This is a genomic window from Bradyrhizobium sp. STM 3557 (assembly GCF_045571465.1).
Classification (GTDB): Bacteria; Pseudomonadota; Alphaproteobacteria; order Rhizobiales; family Xanthobacteraceae; genus Bradyrhizobium.
Window position 1 is genome coordinate 1,160,713 of the sequence record NZ_CP120697.1, and the last position, 20,990, is coordinate 1,181,702.

Annotated in this window: 18 protein-coding genes; 11 read left to right on the forward strand and 7 right to left on the reverse strand. The window is 65.0% G+C overall.

The window, feature by feature from the left end:
• Positions 1–116 precede the first annotated feature (116 nt).
• Entirely contained in the window at positions 117–1,085 is a 969-nt protein-coding gene (locus P6U24_RS05275) for an NAD(P)H-dependent flavin oxidoreductase (protein WP_407158131.1), read from the forward strand.
• An 84-nt stretch (positions 1,086–1,169) separates the two neighbouring features.
• A complete protein-coding gene (locus tag P6U24_RS05280; RefSeq protein ID WP_407154696.1) occupies positions 1,170–2,126 on the forward strand; it encodes an IS481 family transposase in 957 nt (318 codons plus the stop codon).
• A gap of 282 nt (positions 2,127–2,408) precedes the next feature.
• Here the strand turns inward: P6U24_RS05280 and P6U24_RS05285 are convergent, their stop codons facing one another.
• The 4 genes from P6U24_RS05285 to P6U24_RS05300 form a co-directional block, all read right to left on the reverse strand.
• Positions 2,409–3,971: an ABC transporter substrate-binding protein gene (locus P6U24_RS05285; RefSeq protein WP_407158132.1), complete on the reverse strand. Its 1,563-nt coding sequence runs from the start codon at positions 3,969–3,971 to the stop codon at positions 2,409–2,411.
• A 222-nt stretch (positions 3,972–4,193) separates the two neighbouring features.
• Entirely contained in the window at positions 4,194–5,744 is a 1,551-nt protein-coding gene (locus P6U24_RS05290; RefSeq protein ID WP_407158133.1) for an ABC transporter substrate-binding protein, read from the reverse strand.
• A gap of 130 nt (positions 5,745–5,874) precedes the next feature.
• On the reverse strand, positions 5,875–7,443 hold the full coding sequence (locus P6U24_RS05295; protein WP_407160790.1) for an ABC transporter substrate-binding protein: 1,569 nt from the start codon (positions 7,441–7,443) through the stop codon (positions 5,875–5,877).
• Positions 7,444–7,544: 101 nt separating this feature from the next.
• Complete coding sequence (locus P6U24_RS05300; protein ID WP_407158134.1) at positions 7,545–8,234, reverse strand: hypothetical protein; 690 nt, start codon at positions 8,232–8,234, stop codon at positions 7,545–7,547.
• A gap of 549 nt (positions 8,235–8,783) precedes the next feature.
• Here P6U24_RS05300 and minC point away from each other — a divergent pair.
• The 8 genes from minC (at position 8,784) to P6U24_RS05340 (ending at position 15,669) form a co-directional block, all read left to right on the forward strand.
• Positions 8,784–9,473 carry a septum site-determining protein MinC gene (gene minC / locus P6U24_RS05305; RefSeq protein WP_407158135.1) on the forward strand — a complete coding sequence of 230 codons (690 nt, stop codon included), beginning with the start codon at positions 8,784–8,786 and terminating at the stop codon, positions 9,471–9,473.
• 19 nt (positions 9,474–9,492) lie between these two features.
• Complete coding sequence (minD, locus tag P6U24_RS05310) at positions 9,493–10,308, forward strand: septum site-determining protein MinD (RefSeq protein WP_407158136.1); 816 nt, start codon at positions 9,493–9,495, stop codon at positions 10,306–10,308.
• Positions 10,305–10,598 carry a cell division topological specificity factor MinE gene (minE, locus tag P6U24_RS05315; RefSeq protein ID WP_407158137.1) on the forward strand — a complete coding sequence of 98 codons (294 nt, stop codon included), beginning with the start codon at positions 10,305–10,307 and terminating at the stop codon, positions 10,596–10,598. The genes minD and minE overlap by 4 nt, the downstream gene beginning before the upstream one ends.
• Positions 10,599–10,625: 27 nt before the next feature.
• Positions 10,626–11,399, forward strand: coding sequence for a thioesterase family protein (locus P6U24_RS05320; RefSeq protein WP_407158138.1), 774 nt, complete (start codon positions 10,626–10,628; stop codon positions 11,397–11,399).
• Between the two features lie 630 nt (positions 11,400–12,029).
• A complete protein-coding gene (locus tag P6U24_RS05325) occupies positions 12,030–13,046 on the forward strand; it encodes a hypothetical protein (RefSeq protein ID WP_407158139.1) in 1,017 nt (338 codons plus the stop codon).
• A 591-nt stretch (positions 13,047–13,637) separates the two neighbouring features.
• Positions 13,638–14,450: a hypothetical protein gene (locus tag P6U24_RS05330; RefSeq protein WP_407158140.1), complete on the forward strand. Its 813-nt coding sequence runs from the start codon at positions 13,638–13,640 to the stop codon at positions 14,448–14,450.
• A 144-nt stretch (positions 14,451–14,594) separates the two neighbouring features.
• A complete protein-coding gene (locus tag P6U24_RS05335; protein ID WP_407158141.1) occupies positions 14,595–14,846 on the forward strand; it encodes a hypothetical protein in 252 nt (83 codons plus the stop codon).
• 127 nt (positions 14,847–14,973) lie between these two features.
• Positions 14,974–15,669, forward strand: coding sequence for a hypothetical protein (locus P6U24_RS05340; RefSeq protein ID WP_407158142.1), 696 nt, complete (start codon positions 14,974–14,976; stop codon positions 15,667–15,669).
• An 80-nt stretch (positions 15,670–15,749) separates the two neighbouring features.
• On the opposite strand, the gene P6U24_RS05345 is transcribed toward P6U24_RS05340, so the two are convergent.
• Both P6U24_RS05345 and P6U24_RS05350 read right to left on the reverse strand, forming a co-directional pair.
• Positions 15,750–17,024: a serine hydrolase domain-containing protein gene (locus P6U24_RS05345; protein WP_407160791.1), complete on the reverse strand. Its 1,275-nt coding sequence runs from the start codon at positions 17,022–17,024 to the stop codon at positions 15,750–15,752.
• Positions 17,025–17,246: 222 nt separating this feature from the next.
• The gene (locus tag P6U24_RS05350; protein ID WP_407158143.1) at positions 17,247–18,164 is read right to left on the reverse strand and encodes an SDR family NAD(P)-dependent oxidoreductase; all 918 of its coding nucleotides are present in this window, start codon (positions 18,162–18,164) and stop codon (positions 17,247–17,249) included.
• A gap of 88 nt (positions 18,165–18,252) precedes the next feature.
• On the opposite strand from P6U24_RS05350, the gene P6U24_RS05355 reads away from it, so the two are divergent.
• Positions 18,253–18,912, forward strand: coding sequence for a TetR/AcrR family transcriptional regulator (locus tag P6U24_RS05355; protein ID WP_407158144.1), 660 nt, complete (start codon positions 18,253–18,255; stop codon positions 18,910–18,912).
• A gap of 28 nt (positions 18,913–18,940) precedes the next feature.
• Here P6U24_RS05355 and P6U24_RS05360 read toward each other — a convergent pair whose 3' ends face one another.
• Positions 18,941–20,821, reverse strand: a complete 1,881-nt coding sequence (locus tag P6U24_RS05360; protein ID WP_407158145.1) for a response regulator — start codon at positions 20,819–20,821, stop codon at positions 18,941–18,943.
• Positions 20,822–20,990: the final 169 nt, after the last annotated feature.

The following is a 20,990-nucleotide window of genomic DNA, read 5'->3' on the forward strand; positions in this document are numbered from 1 at the left end:
CAAGATGCGGCAGGACTTTCTCCAGTTCGTGTCAGAGCCTGATTTGCCTTGATGGCATGACGTCTGGCATCCTAAGGGCCGGTTCATCGGTCTTCCGTAGAGAGGAATATCTCGACATGTCCATGCCTGCGCTGTTCAAGGGCCGTCTGTCCATTCCCGTGATCGGTTCGCCGCTGTTCATCATCTCCGTGCCCGATCTCGTGATCGCCCAGTGCAAGGCCGGTGTGGTGGGCGCGTTTCCGGCGTTGAATGCGCGCCCGCCCGAGCTGCTGGACGAATGGCTCGCGCGCATCACCGAGGAGCTCGCGGCCTATGACCGGGCGCATCCGGACAGGCCCTCGGCGCCGTTCGCGGTCAACCAGATCGTGCACCGCTCCAACAACCGGCTCGAGCATGATCTTGCGCTGTGCGAGAAGTACAAGGTGCCGATGATCATCACCTCGCTCGGCGCGCGCGAGGAGCTGAACCAGGCCGCGCATCGCTGGGGCGGCATCGTGTTCCACGACGTCATCAACCAGACGTTCGCGCACAAGGCGATCGAGAAGGGCGCCGATGGCCTGATCCTGGTCGCGGCCGGCGCCGGCGGTCACGCCGGCACGATCTCGCCGCTGGCTTTCGTCACCGAGACGCGCGCCTGGTTCGACGGGCCGATCGCGCTGTCGGGGGCGATCGCCAATGGCCGCGCCATCCGCGCGGCGCGCGTGCTGGGCGCCGACTTCGCCTATATCGGCTCCGCCTTTATCGCGACCGAGGAAGCCAATGCGGTCGCGGCCTACAAGCAGATGATCACGGCATCGAGCGCCTCGGACATCGTCTACTCCAATTTGTTCACCGGCGTGCATGGCAACTATTTGAAGCCGTCCATCACGGCCGCCGGGCTCGATCCCGACAATCTGCCGACCTCCGACCCGTCCAAGATGAGCTTCGGCACCGACGCCTCTGGCGAGCGCAGCAAGCCGAAGGCCTGGAAAGAGATCTGGGGCTCGGGACAGGGCATCGGTGCCGTCGACAGGATCGTGCCGGCGGCCGAGCTGATCGCGCGCTTCAAGCGGGAATATGAGGAAGCGGTCGACCCGCCGCTCTAGATGTGGTCTTTCAGGAGGTTGTCCATCTGGCCTGAACCGAGGAAGCTGAGGTTGCGAAGCTTCAGTGTTCCAAGGAGAGACCAGATGAACATCCATAAGAATGCGCCTTTGACGCCTAAAGGTCGAGAGGCGATGGTTCGCAGCGTCGTGGAAGGCGGACTAAGCCAAGCCGACGCAGCCTACCAGTTCAATACGACGCCCAAAACGGTCGCCAAATGGGTCAAGCGGTTCCGCGCAGAAGGTGCGGCTGGGTTGCAGGATCGCTCCTCCAGACCTCATTCATCGCCAAGCCAAACCCCGCCTGCCACGTGCACGGTCGTCGAGACGTTGCGCCGGCAGCGCCACACCAGTAAGCAAATCGCCGCTGAGGTTGGGGTGTCACCGGCTACTGTGAGCCGCATTCTTCGCCAATTGGGATTGAACCGGATCCGCGATCTGGAGCCGGCCGAGCCGGAACGCCGCTATGAGCGCGAGAACCCAGGCGAGATGCTTCACATCGACATCAAAAAGCTCGGGCGTTTCGAGCATGTCGGCCACCACATCACCGGCGATCGCACCGGCCAGAGCAACAGCCGCGGCGTCGGCTGGGAGTTCGTCCATGTCTGCATCGACGATCATTCCCGCGTCGCCTTCTCCGAGATCAAGCTGGACGAGACGGCTAACAGCGCCGTTCGCTTCCTCAAGGCGGCGGTCGCCTATTACAAGAGCCTCGGCGTCACCGTCACGCGCGTCATGACCGACAACGGGAGTTGCTACAAGGCATTTGCCTTCCGCGATGCCTGCAAGGACCTGCGCATCAGGCACGTCCGCACCAAACCCTACACGCCCAAGACAAACGGTAAGGCCGAGCGCTTTATCCAGACCGCGCTCCGGGAATGGGCTTACGCCAAGGCCTATCCCACATCAGATCGGCGCGCCGAAGAGCTGCCGATCTGGCTGCACCAGTACAACTGGCATCGGCCTCACGGTGGTATAAAGTCTCAAACGCCTATCAGCAGACTCGGTCTAACCGAGGACAACCTCTTGAGGCTCCACATCTAGAGCGTTTTCAAGCGAAGTGGATACCGGTTCGCGTCAAGAAAACGCGTCAAAACAACGAGCTAGAGCCCCGTTCCGATTCAATCGGAACGGAAAGGCTCTAAGCCGATCCTGAAAACGTAAAAAGCGCGGCAGTGGGAGCTGCCGCGCTTTTGGATTCTGAGCCGTTAGAGCATGATCCGGAAAAGTGGAAACCGGTTTTCCGAAAAGATCATGCTCAATCAAAGAGATTAGATCATGATGCGATTCCTTCTAATCGCATCATGATCTAGTCGCGAGCCGGGACTATTCGAGCTCGATCGCCTGATACTTGCCCTTGTCGTCGAGCGCGGTGCCCCAGATCTTGTGCAAGGCCTGGTGTTCGGCGCGGCCGAAGCCCATCTTGGCGCCAAGGCCGAGATCGAGATCGCGCATGTTCTCCAGCGTGTCGATCAGTGCCTCGGTGTCGAGCTGGGCTCCCGTTCGCTTCAGCGCCTGGATCAGGACGTTGGCGGCGATATAGCCTTCGAACGACACATAGGAGGGCGCCTCGCCGGGGAAGTACTTCTCCAGCGCGCTCTTGTATTCGAGCACGGCGCTGGAATAGCCGCCCACAGCCGGCACCACCTGCGTCACGATCACGCCATTGGCGTAGCGCGGACCGAGCAGCATCAACTCGTCGGAGAGCTCCGTAGAGCCGACGAACGACACGTTGGTGTAGATCATGTTCGGATAGAGGTCGCGCGTCTTCTCGATGAACTTCGCCGCTGCGCGATAGGTCGCGACCATGACGATCGCCTTGGGCGGGTACTTCATCGCCTTCAGCTGGCCGACCGCCTCGTCGACATCGACCGTGTTGCGCTTGTAGTTGAAGCGCACGATCGAGGAGTCGGACAGTCCGAGCGAGCGGAACGCCTTGGCGACGCCAGCAAAGCCCGCATCGCCGTAGGAATCCTGCTGTGCGAACACCGCGATGTCCCGCGGCTGCAGCCGGCGCAGCTTGACCAGATAGTGCACGACGGTGTCGGTCTCTTCCGAGTAGCTGGCGCGGAAGTTGAACACATAGCGATCTGGCGGGTCGTTGCGCAGGAGGCCGGCACCGGTGAAGGCACCGAAGAACAGCGCGCGGTGCTGCAGGGCATAGGGCATCGCGATCGCCGAGGTCGGCGTGCCGACATTGCCGATGAAGCCGAACACCTTGTCCTTTTCGTAGAGCTGTTTCATCGCCTCGAGCGTGCGCGACGGCTCATAGCCGTCGTCGGCCGCGAACAGGCGCAGGCTGCGACCGCCGATGCCGCCGGCGTCGTTGGCGCGGCTGAAGGCCGCGTCGATGCCGAGCTTCATCTGCCGTCCAAGCTCCTTGGAGGCGCCGGAGAACGGGCCGGCCATGCCGAAGCGGATCTCATTGGCCGTGATGCCCTGCACGTTGCCCGAGTTCTGCACCGGCAACGTCGCAGTCGGCGCGGTTGCCGCAGCCGCGGTCGATGGGGCAAGCACGGCGGCCGTCGTCTGCGGCGGCGCGGCCTGGCCGAGCGAGCGCTCGAGGTCGACGAGCTGGCGGCTGGCGGCCGCGCAGTCGGTCTGTCCGGCACCGACCCGGCTGCGGCCATCGGCGACATAGCCGTTGAAGACGCGGGTCAGATCGTCGCGGTCCGCGCCGCCGCCCGAGGCCTCGCGGATCACTTCGCGAAACTTGTCGACGATCGCCTGCACCCGGCCCTGATCGATGGCTTGGCAGGCGGAGGCCGAACCGACGATCGGTCCGACCCGGGCTGCGAGGCCACGCACGACGTCCGCATTGGTTCCTGCCGCGAGCGCTGGCGTCGCCAGCAGGCCCGCAATCAGAAGGGCACTCCACCGAAAGTTCATCGCCATTATCCCAAATACGACCTCATCGAGGTCTGCCGCCTGTCATGAAAGCCGACGGCGCGGTGCTATCACGTTAAAACCGTCTCCGCGCCACAGCTTTTTCAGAAATGAGCATGATCGTTCTAATGATTTTATCGGTATGTTTTTAGATCACGCTTTAACGATTTGGCGGCACGTCGCCGCGCCGCCACGAATCCTGCTCCAATCGTCTCCGGGTCCACCCTATTCAAGCTCGATCGCCTGATAGGTGCCGGTTTCGTCAAGGGTCGTGCCCCAGATCTTGTGCGAGGCCTGGTGCTCCGCGCGGCCGAACGAAAGCTTGGTACCGAGGCCGAGATCCAGGCTGCGCATGGATTCCAGCGTCTCCACCAGACGCTCGGTATCAAGCGGTGTGGTCTGCTTCAAGGCCTGAATGAGGATGCTTGCCGAGATGAAACCCTCGAGCGAGGTGTAGTCCGGCGCCTCGCCTGGGAAATATTTGGCAAGCGCGTTCTTGTACTCGAGCACCAGGCTCGAATAACCCGATACCGCCGGGACGCCCTGGGTGACGATGACATTCTGGGTGAAGCGCGGGCCGAGCAGTTTGAGTTCGGTGGCCAGGCTGCTTGCACCGACGACGGACAGGCTGGCGTAGATCATGCCCGGATACTGATCGTGCGTCTTCTCGATGAACTTGGCAGCCGGCCGGTCGGTGGCGACCAGGATCATGGCCTTGATCGGGGTCTTCTGCGCCTTGAGCTGGTTGACCGCCTCGTCGACGTCGAGCGTGTTGCGCGGATAGTTGAAGCGGATCACCGGATCGTTGATGTTGAGGCTGCGGAAAGCCTTGGTGACGCCGGCAAATCCTTCGTCGCCGAAGGCGTCGGCCTGCGTCAGCACCGCGATCTGCTTCGGCGGAATGCGCTTGAGCTTGACCAGATAGCGGACGATCGCCGCAGTCTCCTCGGCGAAGCTGGCGCGGAAGTTGAACACGTAGCGATCCGGCGGATCGCGCCGGACGATGCTGGAGCCGCTGATCGGACCGAAGAACAGTGCGCGCCGTTCCAGCGCATAGGGAATCGCGAGCGCCGTATTGGCGGTGCCCATATTGCCGATAAAGCCGAACACCTGCTCCTTGTCGTAGAGCTGGCTCATCGCCGCAAGCGTGCGGCTCGGCTCGTAATTGTCGTCGGCTGCGATCAGCCGCAGCGTGCGGCCATTGATGCCGCCGGCGTCGTTGGCGCGGCTGAAGGCGGCCTCGATGCCCATCTTCATCTGACGCCCGACCTCGCGGCGCTGGCCGCCGAACGGGATCACGATGCCGAACCGGATCTCGCGGTCGGTGACGCCATGCACCGGCGCGGCGGGCGTCGTCGCGGTCGGATTGGTCGAGGCGGCCGCGGAATAGGGCGCGATGATGCTGGACGCCGCGGGCGCCGCCGGCTGATTGCTGAGCGAGCGCTCGAGCTCGGTCAGCTGCCGGTCCGCGGTCTGGCAGTTCAGCTGCGCGGCCGCCATGCGGTTACGGCCTTCGGCAATGAACCCGTTGAAATTGCGGATCAGCGCGTCCCGGTCGGCATCGCTGGGCGAGGCCTGGCGGATGACCTCGCGAAACTGGTCGACGATGGTCTGCACGCGCCCTTGCGCAATGTCCTGACATGTCGAGGCCTGGCCCACGATCGGCCCGACGCGGGCGGCGAGGTCGCGCACGACGTCGACGGGACCGGCGAACGCGGAGCCCGCCGGCGCCGCGAGGAAAGTCCCGATCAGGAGCAAGGACCAACGAACGGTCATTCTGATATCCGCTTCTTCTGGATTGTGGTCGAACTACTCCGGCTATTGGTGCCTGTTCGAATTAAGGGCAGGTTTCGTAGCGCCGGTATTTTGTTCGAACCTCCGGGAAAAAGCTGGGACTGCGGGGCGTTTATTCCAGTTCCACGGGTTGGAACGTGCCTGTTTCATCAAGCGCCGTGCCCCAGATCTTGTGCGAGGCCTGGTGCTCGGCGCGGCCGAAGGCGAGATTGGCGCCGACGCCGAGGTCGATGTTGCGCAGGTTCTCCAGCGTGTCGACCAGCGTCTCCGTGTCGAAGGTCGGCCCGGCCCGTTTCAAGCCCTGGATCAGGATGCTGGCCGAGATGTAGCCCTCGAGCGAGGTGTCGTCGGGCGCCTCGCCAGGGAAGTACTTGCTGAGCGCGGTCTTGTAGTCGAGCACGAGGCTCGAATAGCCGGACACGCCGGGCACGACCTGGCTGACAATCACGCCATTGGTATAGCGGGGACCAAGCAGCATCAGTTCGCTGGCAAGCGAAGAGGCTCCGACCGCCGAAAGATTGGCGAAGATCAGTCCCGGAAGCTGGTCCTGCGCCTTCTCGATGAACTTGGCCGCGGCGCGCGTCGTTGCCACCATGATGACGGCGCGGACCGGCGCCTTCTGCGCCTTCAGCTGGTTGATCGCGCCGTCCACGTCGACGGTGTTGCGCGCATATTTGAGACGGAGAATGGCGCTGTCGTTGACGCCCAGCGCGCGAAACGCTTTCGCCACGCCGGCATAGCCTGCATCGCCAAAAGCGTCGTCCTGGGCGAACACCGCGACCTGCCGCGGCTGCAGATGGCGCAGCTTGACGAGATAGCGCACCAGAGCTTCGGATTCTTCGGCGTAGCTGGGGCGATAGTTGAAGACGTAACGGTCCGGCGGATCGTGGCGCGTCACATTGGCGCCGGTATAGGCCCCGAAGAACAGTGCGCGCCGCTCCAGCGCATAGGGAATGGCCACCGCCGCGGTGGCAGATCCGAAGTTGCCGACGAAGCCGAACACCTGCTCCTTCTCATAGAGCTGCTTCATGGCCCCGAGTGTGCGGCTCGGATCATAACCATCGTCGGCGGCAATCAGCTTCAGCATGCGGCCGTTGACGCCGCCGGCCTCGTTGGTGCGATTGAAGGCCGCCTCGATGCCCATCTTCATCTGCCGCCCGGTCTCCCTGTTCGGACCTGACAACGGGATGACGATGCCGAACTTGATGTCGCTCTGGGTGACGCCATGGACGTTCGTCGGAGGCGGCAAGGTTTGCGTCGGCACGGTCGCCGCCATCGCGGCGGGCGGTGCGATCGTCACCTCCGGCAGCCCCGACGTGGTCTGCGGCGGCGTCGCGATCGACTGCTCGAGATCGGCCAGCTGGCGCTCGGCGCCGCGGCAATCCATCCGGCCGCTGGTCACCGCGGTGCGGCCGTCGGCGACGTAGCGGTCGAGCAACCGGGTCAGCTCGTCACGGTCTGCGTCGGTGGTCGACGCTTCCCTGATCACAGCCTGAAACTTCTCGATGATCACCTGGATGCGCGGCCGGGCAATGTCGCGGCAGGCCAGCGCCGAGCCGATGATCGGACCGACGCGACTGCCGAGATCGCGAACCACGTTGAGGCTGTCGCCGGGCGCGGCATTTGCGGCGCTGGAGAGCAGGGACGCCCCGAGCACGAGAGGAGCGAGGCGGACATGCATGCGCAAAGAGCGCGCCGCCGCTGCAGAACGTCGGTGGTCAGGCATGATGGTCATGGTGATACGATCTGCGTTCAGGTGAAGCCGGACGAAGCGGCGTGCGTTTATTGGGCCTTATCTGACTGCATCGTCTTCTGATTCCACTGCATGAACTGCTGCAGCAGCGGCTTGTCGATCGTCGTCTCGGTCTTCGCCTGCGCCGGGGCCTGAGCTCCGTCGCCCGAAGCCAGCAGCGACTGGAACTGCGACAAGGCCGGCATCGACTTGATATCGGTCTTGTCGGGCTTGGCTTCGGACTGCTCGGCCTTGACCTCCTTCACCTCGGGCGCAACGGCAGGCGCGGGAGCCGCGGCCGGCGGAGGGGTGGTCGTCTTCATCGATTGTACCGCCGCCACGAAGGAAGAGCTTGCGTCGGGCTGCCGTGAGACCGGAACGATGTTGACGAAGAACAGGGCCACGACGGCGGCGACCCCGGTCGCGGCGGCGAAGCGGGCCGCGATCTTGAGCGCCACCGACCGCCGGTCACGTTCACGAGCAAATTCAGGGGGTTCGCGCATCACATGTGGATCGAGCGAATGGCGCAGCGACTCGAACACCGCGCCCTCCAGGCGCGCATCGAGATGCTTGGCGGCCGGCATCACCGCGCGACTGGGGCGCTCCGTGGATTGGGCTGCATCGCGCGCATCTTCAACGAGCGACAGCCTTGCGCCTTCCGGCTTCTCGCGCAGGTAACGAGGCGCGTAGTGCAGCGGATCCTGCGGATTCGTCGGATTCTGTTCGCTCATCGAACTCATACGCTACTCCTCTGACGCCTTACCCCGGGTACACCGGTACGTTGTTGGTCGTTGTGACAAGGGTTCTTAATGAAGAACGGGTGAGAGCGTAACGGTCCGCATGCATCCCGGTCGAGTGGCATATTCCCGCGGAATCCGGCGTGTCGCCGCGAAGAACTCGCACGCCAACCGACGTCATCCGCACCGCGCGGCGAGGCGCCATTCGCGCCCCCCGTGCTTCACTCGATCCCATGCCTCGCCCCCTGACGAGTGTCAATCGCTGCACAGACCTGCTATGCGCCAGTCTGTGGAACTATTCGTGAAGGTGCTATCATCACGATGTGATCAAATTTAGGCGCGTTTTATGCTTGTGGCGTATTTGCCGGGTTTGGTCTTCATTTCGCATCGTTTGTGTCTTCATTTTGACATGAAAACGTCTATATTCGATCCGCGTCGAAGTATGTTCGTACCATCCTGCTGATTTTGCCGATATTGGCCCGTATGTTAACCAGCCGTTAACCAATGCGCGCTGACAGTTAACCATTCGATAACAAAGCTGGTCGGATGGTCATGAATGTCAGCGTAGAAGCCACACGTCAGCTCATCCGCCTGCGCGGCCGATCCTATGTCGCGTTCGTGTTCGCGCCGGTCGTTCCTATCGCCGGTTGGCTGTCCGATCTCGACGCAACGCTTGCGGGATCGCCCGGCTTCTTCGTCGGCAAGCCGGTGGTGCTCGACCTCTCAGCGGTGGATCTGAGCCCGCTTGCGATCACCCATCTCATCAAGAGCATCGAGGCGCGCAGCATCCGCGTGCTCGGGCTCGAAGGCGTCGAGCCGGCGCGGCTGTCGATCGGCATGCCGCCGCTGCTCTCCGGCGGCCGCCAGTGCGTCGTGCAGGACATCGAGCCGGAGAAGCCGGCGCTGCGAGAGCCGACCTCGCTGCTGCTCGATGCGCCCGTGCGCTCCGGCCAGTCGATCGTGTTTCCCGACGGTGACGTCACGGTGCTCGGCGCCGTCTCGTCCGGTGCGGAGATCGTTGCCGGCGGCTCGATCCATGTCTACGGCGCGTTGCGCGGCCGCGCCATGGCCGGCGTCAACGGCAACGCGTCCGCACGGATCTATTGCCAGAAGATCGAGGCCGAGCTGCTTGCGATCGACGGTTACTACCACACCGCGGAGCAGATCGATGCGGCGCTGCGCGGCAAGCCGGCGCAGGCCAGGCTCGACGGCAATGCTTTGAGGATTACGCCGTTAAACTGAGTATTAGGAGGGTAACAAAATGGCGAAGGTGCTCGTTGTCACGTCCGGCAAGGGCGGCGTCGGCAAAACCACGACGACGGCCGCGGTCGGCGCCGCGCTTGCGCAGGCCGGCGAGAAGGTCGTGGTCGTCGACTTCGATGTGGGCCTGCGCAATCTCGATCTGGTGCTGGGCGCCGAGCGGCGCGTGGTATTCGATCTCATCAATGTCGTGCAGGGCATCGCCAAGCTGCCGCAGGCCCTGATCCGCGACAAACGGCTGGAGAATCTCTGGCTGCTGCCGGCATCCCAGACCAAGGACAAGGATGCGCTGACCGAGGAGGGCGTCGGCCGCGTCATCGCCGAGCTACGCAAGTCGTTCGACTGGGTGTTGTGCGACAGCCCCGCCGGCATCGAGCGCGGCGCGATGTTGGCGATGCGCTTCGCCGACGAGGCCATCATCGTCACCAATCCGGAAGTCTCGTCGGTGCGCGATTCCGACCGCATCATCGGCATGCTGGATTCCAAGACCGTGCGCGCCGAGAACGGCGAGCGGGTCGAGAAGCACGTCCTGATCACGCGCTACGATGCGGCCCGCGCCGCACGCGGCGAGATGCTGTCGATCGACGACGTGCTGGAGATCCTGGCGACGCCGCTGCTCGGCATCGTTCCGGAGAGCCAGGACGTGCTGCGCGCGTCCAATGTCGGCTGTCCCGTTACCCTGAACAATCCGGCGAGCACGCCGGCGCGCGCCTACTCGGATGCGATGCGGCGCCTGCTCGGCGAGCAGGTCGAGATGATGGTGCCGGCCGAGCCCAAGGGATTCATGAGGCTACTGCGTGGACGGAGGGCGGCATGAGCATGTTGCGGCTTTTCTCCAGCCGTCAGGTCGCCAGCCGCCAGGCTACTGCGCCGATCGCGCGGGAGCGGCTGCAGATCCTGCTCGCGCATGAGCGCGGCGGCCTGCGCGGCCAGCCCGATCTGTTGATGCAGCTTCGCGAGGAAATCCTCGCTGTCGTCTCGCGCCATGTGGTACTCGATCCCGACAAGGTGATGGTCAAGATGGATCGGGGGAAGCATGTCTCGACGCTGGAGGTCGATATCGAACTGCCCGTTGGCGCCGATCGCGCCTTCGCAACCGCCGGCTGACGCGCAGCGCACGCCGGTGACGAACTGATGCGGCCGATCTTCCGCGTCGATGGCGCGCGTGTCACCGTCAATCCCGATGCCGCCGGTCCCTGGGACCCCGCGATGCAACACGGCTCGGCCCCGTCAGCGCTCGTGGTGTGGGCGGCCGAACGCGTCGCCACGCAATCGCCGATGCGCATCGCCCGGGTGACGGTCGACCTGATGCGGCCGGTGCCGCTGCGCGATCTCTTGATCGAGACCGAAGTGCTGCGCGAGGGCCGCAAGGTCCAGCTCTGCGCGGTGCGGCTGCGCGCGGACGATGTCGTCGTTGTGGTGGCGACCGTGCTCAAGGTGCGGCAGGCGGACGTGCCGCTGCCCGACGATATCGCCGATCTGCCGGTCGACCTCCCTGGTCCTGAGGTCTCACGGCCGGAGCCGGCGGACATCTCCACCAGCCCTTTCGTCAGGTGCATGTCGCTGCGCGCGGCACGTGGCCGCTTCGGTGCGCGCGGGCCGGGCGCAATCTGGTATCGGGTCGATCGTCCGCTGGTCGAGGGGCATGCCGTGTCGCAGGCGATGCGGGCGCTGGTCGCCGCCGATTTCTGCAACGGCACCGGTGCCGCATTGGACTTCAACACCTACACGTTCCTGAATGCCGATCTGACCGTGAACATGGCCCGCGAGCCGGTCGGCGAATGGGTGCTGCTGGACGCGATGAGCTGGATCGGGCCCGACGGCGCCGGGCTCGCGATGGCGCGGCTCGGCGACATCAAGGGCTATCTCGGCCGCGTTACGCAGAGCCTCGTGATCGAGAAGCGCTGAGGAGATGAGCAGTCGCGTGGAGCGCCGCTGTCCGGCCCTGAGCCGGGCCGCAAAGCACGATCTATGTGAGGGCATCCGGTGGCCGACGCTTTTCACCGACGCAGTGAGTGCCAACTATTATGCGCAGCCGGCGACCACGTCATTGCGAGCGAAGCAATCCAGGGGCCAAGCATCTTGCGGCAGAACTGGATCGCTTCGTCACTTCGCTCCTCGCGATGACGGCGCGTCAGTCTAAAAAGGACGGTCTGTCAGGGACAACTGTCCTAACAATATCGCTCGAGCACCGAACGTGCAGACTTGTCTGCCCGTAGTTGCGCTCGGCCGAGAAACGCGCTAGTTCAACGCACCGCAACTTCAACGTAGGAGGCGACCATGTTCAGACTTGCGCGCTTCCCGGGCTCGCCGCGCGATCATTGACGCGGCCGACCGGGATGAATGTCCCGGATACATTTTGACACCTTCCAATCTCATCGAAAAGCCCGCGGCCCTCGTGGCCTGCGCTTGAAAACTCGTGTCATGACATCCCATCGTTTGCTGACTCCCCGCCGGGAGCCGGAGCGTTCCGACCTGCGCGAACGCCGGCTGCGGCGCTATTCATCTCGTTTTCAATCTCGCGTGCGCGCCTGCGCAATGCGCCACCCACGGCTCGCCGATCTCGCGCTGAGCTTTCCGGCTTTGCTGTTCGCACTCGCCGTGCCGCGCAGCGGGTTCGATCCGGACGCTACGCTCGCTTGCGTGATCGACGGTCGTCCGCTTGCGGAGGCGGCGACAGCTGCCAGCCTGCCGATGTGGTTGCGCAAGCTGCCACCGGAAGCGTTCGACCGGCCAATCGATCCGCTGCCCGGTGGCGAGCTGCTTCGGCGACAGATCGGAAACCATCTGCCGCGCTCGCCGAAGCTCATGCCGACGTGGCTGCAGCTTGTTTCGCAAATGGCTGCGCTCGCGCATGAGCCGGCAGCCGTGTGGATCGCCCGCGAGTTCGTCCGCGCGCCGCGCGCGTTGAACATGGAACGTATGTACCTGCTCGCACTCTGGGTCTGGTTCTCGGGGCAGCCCGGCTGCTTCGGCTACGAACTGATCGAGCGGCCGTGGACGCCGAACATGAGGCTCGACGCTGCCGTCGCAGCCGCCTGCGCCTGGCGCGCGATGATCACGCTGCACCTCAATCTCGGTCAGCGGCCGATCCGCAACATGTGGCTCAATCCCGGGCGCGTCGGAGACTACGACTTCCGGCCTCTCCATGACATCTCCGATATCGTCGAGGAGGCGCTCGCCATGCGCAATTGTGTACGGACCTATGGCGCCGACATTGCCCATAACCGCTCGCGGCTGTGGAGCGTCCGGCGCGGGGGCGAGCGTGTCGCGACGCTGGAGATCGGCGTCCGATATCGTGATCCGATATCGAACATCGTTCAGCTCAAAGGACCGGGAAACGCCGTCGTACCGCGTGAGTTGTGGTGGGTCGCGCGACGGTGGCTGCAAATGCACGACCTGCTCCAGATCGAGACCGACAAGATTCGATGGGATCAAGCGCCGCTCGACAGCGCCAGCTGGCGCGCGCTGTGGCGTCCCTACTGGCTCGCCAAGCGCCGGATTCCTAACTGGCTGCCGCTCGCGCCCTTGCGCGCCGCGCTGGCGGCGTTGTGAGACAGCCGCGCCATGTCTGCGAGGCTCGTGCAACAACTCCAGTGTCGTCCCGGGGAACGCCGGGATCCATAGCCGCCGGCCGATGTTTGAGGCACGCGCGTCGACGCATCTGCGCTCACCACATCGTCCTGTGCATATGGATCCCGGGTCGCGCTTCGCTGCCCGGGACGACAGGCAGAGCCGCAACTGGAAGCGGAGATGACTGCGAGATCGTCAAGCCGTGTCTTTCGTTCTCTGTCATTGCGAGCGGAGCGATCCCGAGCTGCATGCGCCGCTCCCGATGCTTCGGCGTAGCTTCGTGAACACGGCTTGCATGCGGCCGATCAGGTCAGTTGCGCCTGGCAGGACAGCGACCCGCCGGTCAGCTGAATGCAGTGCGCGATGGAAAACGCGCAGCGCCCGCAAGGTCTGATCGGAGGACGAGGGGGAACGAATAGAGCGCATGGCTCATGGTGACGCAGTCCTCCCCATCACACCTTCATTGTTGTTTGTGCGAGGATTCAAGGCGTGTTCCGGCCTTAGCGCAATGCAATGTTCCAGGAACATCGCTGCTCACTCCGCGTTGCCCGCGCAAAGCGAGGGAGCAAGGCCATGCGCATGTCGACAGCTTATTTCGCGGGGGCGGGAACCGTGGCCGTTGCCGTCGCGCTCGGCCTGGGCGGTGGGTTCTTGATCGCCGAGATGATGAATCCAAGGACGCCGCAGGTGACGAAGGCCGAGCGCAAATCCGCTGATGCGCCGCCAGCCCAGAGTGCAGCGCCAAACTCCTATCTAGCAGCGACGCAGGGCGCGGCGACAGCACCGGTCGTGGTGCAGCCAGCCGCCGCCACATCGGCCGACAACAAGACGCCCGAGCAGCCGCAGCCCGCGGCGGACAAGGCGGATAGCAAGCCGCCTGCGTCCGACGGCAATCCGCAGAGCACAGCCGACACCAAGCCGCAGCCGCAACCCTCGCCGTCACCGTCGGCGGCCGCAGCGGCGGCGCCCGCCCCGACGCCAGCTGCCGAGGCCTCTCCACCTGCTGCACATCAGCGGGCGAGCACGCCGGAGGCTGCCTACGCCAAGGCCTCAGATTCCGACGTGAAGTCGAACGACGGCAAGTCGCGCGACGCCGACTCCCGGCGCGCGGAGCGCGAGCGGCGGCGCGCCGAACGGCATCAGCATTGGGTCGAGCGTCATCGTAACCCGCGTCAACGCGAGCCTGACATGCGCGATGTCGAACAAGCGGTGCGCGAGGATTCGGCGCAGCGCGATCCGGCGCCGCGCGGATATCGCGATTCTGCGCCGCGTGTCGTCTACGGCGACGCGCCGCGGCGTGAGGACGTGCCACGGCGCGAGTATGTCGCCGAGCCGGTCGGCCCCGCGCTGCCGCGCTTCAACCTGTTCGGGGACGACAACGATTGATGCGCCGCGTCTGGGCGTTGAGTCCGGACCTCGCAGAGCACAACTTTAACGCGCTGTTAACCATCGCACGGCGACAATCGGTCCATGGCGGTAGTCCGCTATCTGCGGAAGACTTGCAGGGCTCGAATCACTTAAGGGTGTGCGATGGGCAGCGAGAGGTTCTCGGACAAGACGACGGCGACGCTCGACGAGATCAGAATCCGTGTCGGTCACGCGCTGCAGCGTCACCCGATGTGCCGCGAAGTCCAGTTCGATATCATCTGCGTGCCGCGCACAGCGAGGGGCGGCAACTGGACCATCAGCCTGCATGCACCGGAGCCGGCGGCGGTTTGGGAAGCCTCGCACATCGTTGCAGACATCCAGGCAGCCTACGATTTGAGTTCCGCAACTGCCTGAGTTCCATGGCTTTTTCGCCCGGTTCGCACTTGGGATCGGTGGGAATTCCGCGAGCCTGGCGCGGTTCAGCCTTAATTAACTCCCAGTTTTCGGCAAAGTGCGGCGTTCCGGGGATACGGAGATTTGCGTGACGAAGTCGATTACCCTTGTCGCTCTGGTCTGCCTGCTCGTCGTAGGGGCCGCGGCGACCAGTATTCTGACGCGGGACAGCGTGCCGGCCGCCGGTATCGCGATGCCGGCCGTGATCGCCAAGAGCCCGATCTCCAATCGCGAGGCCAAGGGCGACCGCCTGACCGTCAACCATGTCAGCGCATCGGCCGAACGGCAGGGACCTGCAGCTGATATCGCCGAACCCGTGCGCGAGGCGCTGGCCTATGCGCCGGCCGATGCCGAGATGCCGATGCCGACCAAGCCGGCCGCGACTGCTGCCGCGGCCCAGGCGCCTACGCCCACAGCTGAAGCGGTCGCTCCGCATCCGAAGCCGGCGGCGGTCAAGCCGGAGGTGCAGAAGGCTTATGCGCTGCTCAGCGACGGCCAGATCGCCGGCATCAAGGAACGCTTGAAGCTGTCCGCGAGCCAGGAATACTACTGGCCTGCGGTGGAGAGCGCGCTGCGCGCGGTCGCCAAGAAGCTTCATTCCACGCGCCAAGTCGCGAGTGCGAAGCCGGGCAGCGTGCCGGCGATCGATCCCGATTCCGACGAAGTGCAGCAGCTGAAGTCGGCGGCGATGCCGCTGCTGTGGCAGCTCCGCGACGACCAGAAGGACGAGGTCCGCAAGCTCGCCCGCCTGATCGGCCTGGACAAGGTCGCTGCCGCGATCTGACGGCCTGTTGGGATTGGATTGACAAAAGGCCGCGCCTCGCGCGGCCTTTTCCATTTGCATATGGATGATCTGAGAAAGGTCTATTTGGCGATCGCGCTGGCGGCCTCGTTGCGCGGCGCGGCGTCCTGCGCCGTATCGAACGCGTCATAGACCAGCTTCTTGAAGGCCGGTGTGATGCGGCCGCGTTCGTTCTGGGTCTGCTCGAGCATGATGTAGAGCATGCCGAGCTTCGGATCGACGCCGAAATAGGTGCCGCTGCCGCTGTCCCATTTCAGCTCGCCGATCGAGCCCGGCGGCGGCGGATGCGCCTCGCCCGGTGCGACCCGTACTGCAAGGCCGTAGCCATAGTCGAAGCCGTCGCCGGGAAAATAGAAATAGTCCCGCCCGACGCCGGACCCGGGACCGATCTGGTCCGTCGTCATCTCCTTGAATGCCGCTGGCGACAAATAGCGATGACCGTCGAGCTCGCCGCCGTTGAGGAGCATCTGCGCAAAGCGCGCGTAGTCGGTGACGGTGGAGACCAGCCCGCCGCCGCCGGATTGCCATTCCGGATGCGCACGCCGCTCCTGCTCGGCCGCGAGCAGGATGTGATCGGTCGGCAGCGGCTCTGCCATGCGCGCGCGCTCTTGCGGTGAGGTCAGGACGTATTTGGTGCTGCTCATCCCGAGCGGATCGAGGATATTGCGCTTCTCGAAATCGTACAGCGTCTCGCCCGATACGATCTCGATCACGCGGCCCAGCACGTCGGTGGAATGGCCGTAGCGCCACAGCGTGCCTGGCTGGCGCGCCAGCGGCAGCGCGGCGATGCGGTCGGCGAATTCGGCATTGTCGAAATGGCCGGCGAAGATGTCGGCCGCCATGTAGGCGTGCTCGATCAGCTCGCCGCCGATATAGCCGTAGGTGATCCCTGAGGTGTGCCGCATCAGGTCGCGGATCGTGACCGGGTTGTTTGGGGGCACGCGCCGCAGCACATGCTTGCCGTCGGCCGTCACGGTGTCGACGCCGACCGTGACCTTGGCAAAGGATGGAATGTATTTCGAGACGGGGTCGGACAGCGACATGCGTCCCTGGTCGACCAGCATCATCGCGGCGAGGCTGGTGATCGGCTTGGTCATCGAATGCAGCGCAAAGATCGTGTCCGGCGTCATTGGCAGGCCGGTCTTGACGTCGCGCACGCCAAAGCATTTCTGGTAGACCACGCGGCCATGCTGCTGGATCAGGATGACAGCGCCGGGCAGTCGCCCGGTGGCCACTTCCTGGTCGAAGAATTGCGTGATGCGGTCGAGCTTGTCCGGCGCCGGTGCAGGTGGGAGCGGGCCGGCGCCGCTATGGCTCAGCAAGAGCACGGCAAAAATCACAACGAGCGACAGCCTGCGCAGGCAGCGCCAGCCGGCCGAACCAATTCCTATTTCAGCCACCTCGATCTCGCCTCGACGACGCCCTCACGGAGCCCGCCGCTCTGCGACGCGTGAGCCGCTTCGGCATTGGACCATGCTGCAAGGGACTCTAGAGCACGACAGCGAAGGATTTTAGCCTTGCCGCACGCGGATCGCTCACGTGATCGTGCGCTTTGGAAATCACGAGCCCGAGCCGCCATCGGCCACCAGCGCGGCGCCGGTCATGTAGGTCAGCTCCGGAGCGGCCATCGCGACCGCGAATTCGGCGATCTCCTCGGGGCGCGCCATTCGCTTGATGCCGGGCAGGTTGGACCGCGCCCACTGCGCCGCCCCGATTTCCCACAGCGCATCTGGCATGTTCTCCGTGCCGGCGACGCGCCGGACCAGCGCGGTGTCGGTCGTCCCCGGCACGATCGCGTTGATGCGGATGTTCTGCCCGGCATAGTCGAGCGCCGCCGAGCGCACGAGGCCGATCAGGCCGCATTTGGTCGCGGTGTAGACGCTGCGGCGGGCGCTGGTGCGATGCTCGTTCGACGACGAGGTCACGAGAATGGTGCCGCCGCCGCGCTCCAGCATCGGCGGGATCTGGTATTTCATCGCCAGGAACACGCCGCGCAGATTGGTGTCGACGATGTCGTTCCATTCGGCCGCGGAGTATTCATGCAGCGGCTTCTCGATCGTGATGCCGGCATTGTTGAGCGCGATGTCGAGGCCATGGAAGGTCTCGACGGCGGTGCGGACGAAGGCCGCGACCTGGTCCTCCTCGCGCACATCGGCGCGGATATAGCGCGCTGTGCCGCCCGCGTCCCGGACCTGCGCCTCAACCTCCTGGCCGAGTGCCTCGCGCCGGCCGCAGAACGCGACCGCGGCGCCTTGCCCGGCAAATGCCGCCACCGCCGCGCGTCCGATGCCGGACGTGCCGCCGGTGACGAGCACCACCTTGCCGGCGAAGCGCTTGGATGCCTCGATGAGGGTCGGAGCGGGCGGTCGGCTGGCCTGCGCCAGCGCGATGCCGCCGACCGCGCCGAGCGTCAGGCCGCCGGCCGCGGCGAGCGCCTGGCGCCGCGACGGCCTTCGCGATGTCCGTGGCTCGTTCATATCATGTCCTCCTGCCGGTTTGTGCTGGAATGTGAACGCTGATAACATGATCCTATGGAAAATATGTTCACTGTCAACATTGGATGAGATGAAAAAATCAAAAACGGGCGGCCGCCCCGCGAAAGCGGCGGCAAAGCCGCCGCGGCCCTATCATCATGGCGATCTCAGACGGGCGCTGATCGCGGCTGCGATGACGCTGCTGGAGCGCGAGGGAGCGGAAGCCCTCTCTTTCCGAGCGGTGGCGCGCGCGGCCGGCGTATCGCAGGCGGCACCCTACAATCACTTCTCCGGCAAGGAAGACCTGCTCGCGACACTCGCCGAAGCCGGCTTTCGCAGCCTCGCGGCTTCGCAGGCCGAGAGCGCCGCGCGGCTGTCCGAGCCGCTTGAGCGCATGGTCGGGCTCGGGCTGGACTACATCGAATTCGCCGTGGCGCACCCGCAGCTCTATCGGCTGATGTTCGGCGTCGGCGTTGCCGACTGGCACGCCTATCCGCTGGTGTCAGAGGCCAAGCACGCGACCTTCGCGCCAACGCGGGCGGCACTGGCGGACTACCTTGCTGCGGATACCCCGCTTAAGATTCGCGAGCAGGCAGCGATCGCAGCTTGGGGGCTCGTGCACGGCCTGGCGATGCTTCGGATCGACGGCTCGCTCGGACGCGGCCGTGCCGCCGAACCCGATCTCGAGCAGGGCATCCTCCGGCTGTTCGCGCGCGGCCTCGTGCAGGGCGCGCGGGACGGAAGAGCCTGACGTTCTGACGGCGTCCCGCAGGTCCTTGTCATTGCTGCAGCATCCGCTCGCGTTCCGACTCGTCGAGCACCTCGCGCACGGTCGACAGCAGCACGTTGGGCCGGAACGGTTTCATGATCGCGCGACGGTTGGCGATCCGCCCTTCGCCGCTCTCGGTCGTCATCGGATAGTTGGAATAGCCGGTCATGAACACCAGCGGCAGCCCGGGTGACGTCGCCGCCAGGAATTCGGCGAGTTCAGGACCACTGAGCTGCGGCATCACGACGTCGCTGAGCACGAGGTCGATCCTGCCGCGGTGGTTCTGCAGGAGCCGCCGGGCCTCGTCGCCATTGGCGGCGGTGAGCACGGTGTAGCCGCCCCTCGTCAAGGCCGCGGCGGCGGCGCGCATCACGGCCTGGTCGTCCTCGACCACCAGGATCGTCTCCCGCCCACGCAGCTCCTCTTGCTCGGCCTCCGCCGCGACCAGTTGCTCCTCGGTCTGATAGGTGCGCGGCAACAGGATCAGAAAGCTGGTGCCGAGGCCGAGCCTGCTCTCCACCGTCATGTTGCCGCGGGCCTGCGCGATGATGCCGTAGCACATCGCAAGCCCGAGCCCGGTGCCGTGGCCGCGCGCCTTGGTGGTGAAAAAGGGATCGAAGATGCGGTCGAGGTGCTCGGGGGCGATGCCAGTGCCGGTGTCGCTGACGCGCACCGCCACATAGTCGCCGGGCCGCACGCCGTGATCGGCCGTCGTGATGCTCCTGTTCTCGATCTCGATCGCGAAACGTCCGCCGGAAGGCATGGCGTCACGGGCGTTGACCGCAAGATTCATCAGCACCTGCTCGAGCTGGCCCTTGTCGGCCAGGACCGGCCAGATGTCGTCGCCCGGCAGCACCACGAAATCGATGCTGGCGGGCAGCGTCCGTTGCAACATCGAATGAACGCCGGCCACCACCTCGACCATGTTGAGCACGGTCGGCTCGCTCGTCTGCCTGCGGGAGAACGCCAGCAACTGACGGGTCAGCGCCTGGGCGCGGTCGATCGAATGCACGATTTCGACGACCTCGACCAGCCGCGGATCGTCGGCCTCGAACTCGGTGCGCAGCATCTCGGCATAGACCAGCATGATCGCCAGCAGATTGTTGAAGTCGTGCGCGACGCCGCCGGCGATCAGGCCGATCGCCTCCATCTTCTGGGCGTGCCTGAGCTGGTCGTCCAGCCGCTTCTGCTCGGTCATGTCATGAATGAGCGTGAGCCGCGCCGGCGCGCCGTTCCATTCGCAGTTGACCACGCGGATGTCGCAGACGCGCCGTTCATCGCTGCCCGGAATCCTGAGCTGCGATACCACGCCGTCCCTGAGGTCGAGGCCGAACTGGCTGCCGATGAAATCCCCACGCCCGCGGCCGAACAGCGCGCGCGCCGCGTCGTTGCCGAACAGCACCGTGCCACGCTGATCGGTGACGACCACCGCATCAGGGATCGAGCCGACCAGATGTTCGAACTGGCGGCGCAGCGCATCGGTCGCGCGCGCCTCCTTCAGCCGCGAGATCGATCGCTCGATGGTGCGGCGGAGCATCGCCGGCCGCAGCTCTTCCTTGTTCAGATAGTCCTGCGCGCCGGCATCGATGCAGGTCAGCGCCAGCGTCTCGTCGACCAGCCCGCTCAGCACGATGATCGGCGTGGCCGGCGAGATCTGCTGCAGGCGGTGCACGCAATGGACGCCGGAGCAGTCGGGCAGGTGCAGCTCGAGCAGCACGACATCGACCGGAGTGGCGCGCAGGATCTGTTCGGCATCGGACAGCCGGCCGACATGGCGCACGGTGTAGGGGGCGGGTGCGCCGGGCCCATCGAGCATCTCGCGGACCAGCTCGGTGTCTGCAGGATTGTCCTCGACCAGCAGCAGGGTGGGATGGCCCGATGTCTCCGTCATAGGCACATCGTCGCGCTTTTGTCGTTCTCGTTCTGCAGGCGGGCGGTGCCGATCCAGAGCCGCTCGACCGTGCTAATCGCGTGCAGTGCGTCGTCCATGTCGGCACTTCGGCTGCCGGCGCTGGCAGCGGCTCTCGCGTGGTCTGTTCGTCGCGCGCTCCCGACGCACC

Excerpts from the sequence above, each read along its gene's own strand:
- P6U24_RS05360 (WP_407158145.1), bottom strand. The coding sequence starts at position 20,821 with ATGACGGAGACATCGGGCCATCCCACCCTGCTGCTGGTCGAGGACAAT.
- P6U24_RS05280 (WP_407154696.1), top strand. The coding sequence starts at position 1,170 with ATGAACATCCATAAGAATGCGCCTTTGACGCCTAAAGGTCGAGAGGCG.
- P6U24_RS05300 (WP_407158134.1), bottom strand. The coding sequence starts at position 8,234 with ATGAGTTCGATGAGCGAACAGAATCCGACGAATCCGCAGGATCCGCTG.
- P6U24_RS05275 (WP_407158131.1), top strand. The coding sequence starts at position 117 with ATGTCCATGCCTGCGCTGTTCAAGGGCCGTCTGTCCATTCCCGTGATC.
- minD (WP_407158136.1), top strand. The coding sequence starts at position 9,493 with ATGGCGAAGGTGCTCGTTGTCACGTCCGGCAAGGGCGGCGTCGGCAAA.
- P6U24_RS05350 (WP_407158143.1), bottom strand. The coding sequence starts at position 18,164 with ATGAACGAGCCACGGACATCGCGAAGGCCGTCGCGGCGCCAGGCGCTC.
- P6U24_RS05325 (WP_407158139.1), top strand. The coding sequence starts at position 12,030 with ATGCGCCACCCACGGCTCGCCGATCTCGCGCTGAGCTTTCCGGCTTTG.
- P6U24_RS05330 (WP_407158140.1), top strand. The coding sequence starts at position 13,638 with ATGCGCATGTCGACAGCTTATTTCGCGGGGGCGGGAACCGTGGCCGTT.
- P6U24_RS05285 (WP_407158132.1), bottom strand. The coding sequence starts at position 3,971 with ATGAACTTTCGGTGGAGTGCCCTTCTGATTGCGGGCCTGCTGGCGACG.
- P6U24_RS05320 (WP_407158138.1), top strand. The coding sequence starts at position 10,626 with ATGCGGCCGATCTTCCGCGTCGATGGCGCGCGTGTCACCGTCAATCCC.
- minE (WP_407158137.1), top strand. The coding sequence starts at position 10,305 with ATGAGCATGTTGCGGCTTTTCTCCAGCCGTCAGGTCGCCAGCCGCCAG.
- P6U24_RS05355 (WP_407158144.1), top strand. The coding sequence starts at position 18,253 with ATGAAAAAATCAAAAACGGGCGGCCGCCCCGCGAAAGCGGCGGCAAAG.
- P6U24_RS05335 (WP_407158141.1), top strand. The coding sequence starts at position 14,595 with ATGGGCAGCGAGAGGTTCTCGGACAAGACGACGGCGACGCTCGACGAG.
- minC (WP_407158135.1), top strand. The coding sequence starts at position 8,784 with ATGAATGTCAGCGTAGAAGCCACACGTCAGCTCATCCGCCTGCGCGGC.
- P6U24_RS05290 (WP_407158133.1), bottom strand. The coding sequence starts at position 5,744 with ATGACCGTTCGTTGGTCCTTGCTCCTGATCGGGACTTTCCTCGCGGCG.
- P6U24_RS05295 (WP_407160790.1), bottom strand. The coding sequence starts at position 7,443 with ATGCATGTCCGCCTCGCTCCTCTCGTGCTCGGGGCGTCCCTGCTCTCC.